The sequence below is a fragment of the Gordonia sp. 852002-51296_SCH5728562-b genome (genome assembly GCF_001665475.1).
Classification (GTDB): domain Bacteria; phylum Actinomycetota; class Actinomycetes; order Mycobacteriales; family Mycobacteriaceae; genus Gordonia; species Gordonia sputi.
In genome coordinates this window covers 1-1658 of record NZ_LZMI01000042.1, presented here as the reverse complement: position 1 = coordinate 1658, position 1658 = coordinate 1, and the positions used below count along the sequence as shown (strand labels likewise).

Below are 1658 nucleotides of genomic sequence, written 5' to 3'. Positions count from 1 at the left end.
TGTCGTAAACGAAGATTGGTGCCCTGACCTGGGATAATTCGACTTGCGAAGGTCCGAATATCTCATGATCGAGGAGCACCAATCTGGTGAGTAAGTCTACGTCGCCGTATCCGCAGTTGTCCGCTGATGGGTCGGGAACCGGGATCGTGTCGCATGCTGGGGCCACAGTGTTGCTGCGTGCTGCGGAGAAAACGCGTCTGACCACAGCATTGTCCGATGCGTTGATGCCGTGGCGTAAGCCTTTGGCCACTCATGATCCGGGCAAGATCCTGCTGGATCTGGCGGTCGCGGTCGCGGTCGGCGGTGACTGTCTGGCCGACATCAACCAACTGCGAGCCGATCCGGCGGTGTTTGGGCAGATCGCTTCTGATCCGACGGTGTCACGACTGATCGCCACCCTGGCTGCTGATGCGCCGGCAGTACTGACCGCGATCGCTTCGGGTCGTGCGCGCGCCCGAACCCGGGCGTGGCACTGCGCTGGCGATACCGCTCCCGACCATGGTCGCGACGCGCACGATCCGCTGGTCATCGACTTGGATGCGACGTTGGTGACCGCACATTCGGAGAAAGAACACGCGGCCCCAACCTATAAGCGTGGCTTCGGTTTTCACCCCTTGTGTGCGTTCGTTGATCATGGCAGTGCCGGGACTGGTGAACCCCTGGCGATCGAGTTGCGGGCCGGTAATGCCGGGGCCAACACCGCCGCCGACCACATCACCGTCACCGCCCACGCGCTGGCACAGCTACCGCAGGTCAGCGGGTATCGGGTCGGTAAAACGGTGCTGGTGCGTACCGACTCGGCCGGCGGCACCCACGACTTCCTGAACTACCTGCACAAGCGGCGGCTGGCGTATTCGGTCGGGTTCGGCCTGACCGAGCCGATCGCCGAGGCCATCGACGGTCTCTCACCCCAGGTGTGGACACCGGCCTACGACGCCGACGGTACCGAACGCGACGGGGCGTGGGTGGCCGAGTTGACCGGTGTCCTCGACCTGAGTACCTGGCCCGACGGTATGCGGGTGATCGTGCGTAAAGAGAAACCCCATCCCGGCGCCCAGCTACGCTTCACCGACCGAGATGGTTTGCGGTTGACCGCATTTGCCACCAACACTGTTCGTGGTCAACTCGCCGACCTCGAACTACGACATCGCCGACGAGCCCGCTGCGAAGACCGCATCCGCACCACCAAAGACTGCGGACTGACCAACCTGCCCCTGCACGGCTTCGACGCCAACCGCATCTGGTGCGTCATCGTCGAAATCGCATGCGAGTTGATCGCCTGGACTCAGATGCTCGCGTTCACCGACACCCAGGCCCGCCGGTGGGAACCCAAACGCCTACGCCACCGCGTGTTCACCATCGCCGCCAAGATCAGCCGCCACGCCCGCCGAACCCGACTGAAGTTGGCCGCCCACGCACCCCACATGACTCTTCTTCTCGACGCAATAGCAAGGCTCACAGCACTTCCCGACCCCGGCTAACCCCACCAGCCGTCCTGACCACCGACTGAAAGGCACACAATTTCGGGGCCGTGAACCCCGACGCCCACCGACGCCTCGGGCGCCTCATCACGGCCCCGGTCCGGAATCCGGTCCTCAGACCACACCATCCGGACCACTCAACGACCGACCGCCACCTCACGAAACTTCGAGGCTAGG

General features: G+C 63.8%; 1 protein-coding gene. It reads left to right on the top strand.

Annotated features, from left to right (window positions below):
* Window positions 1–86 precede the first annotated feature (86 nt).
* Window positions 87–1481, top strand: coding sequence for an IS1380 family transposase (locus tag A5766_RS07840; RefSeq protein WP_005207354.1), 1395 nt, complete (start codon window positions 87–89; stop codon window positions 1479–1481).
* Window positions 1482–1658: the final 177 nt, after the last annotated feature.